Below are 317 nucleotides of genomic sequence, written 5' to 3'. Positions count from 1 at the left end.
AAATGTCCCTTTTTTAGAATACTTGTGTACCCCGGCCAACAAACTCATTAATTGCGGAATTTATTTGGCCAGACAGTGGTATTTTAAATTCGGATATATAACGGGCAAATACAACTTAGAAAAAGAGTTAAAATCCAATAGGAATTATCAGGTTTTGCATTCCCAAGCTGCACAGCAAACTCTTAGAGGAGTAGCAGAAGCATTTAAGTCCTATAAAGAGCTATCTAAAAAATACAACAAAGGGGAATTAGCAGACAAACCTCAACTGCCTAAGTATCGCAAAAAAGGAGGAATGGGAGTAATAACTTATCCCAAAC

Annotated in this window: 1 pseudogene; it reads left to right on the top strand. The window is 36.6% G+C overall.

The annotated features are described in order from the left end of the window. Positions 1-64: 64 nt before the first annotated feature. Positions 65-317, top strand: a pseudogene (locus tag LKK83_RS00255) (RNA-guided endonuclease TnpB family protein); the annotation flags it as partial.

The organism is Phormidium sp. CCY1219 (assembly GCF_035615515.1).
Taxonomy (GTDB): Bacteria; Cyanobacteriota; Cyanobacteriia; order Cyanobacteriales; family Laspinemataceae; genus CCY1219.
This window is presented reverse-complemented; position numbering and strand designations above follow the sequence as displayed.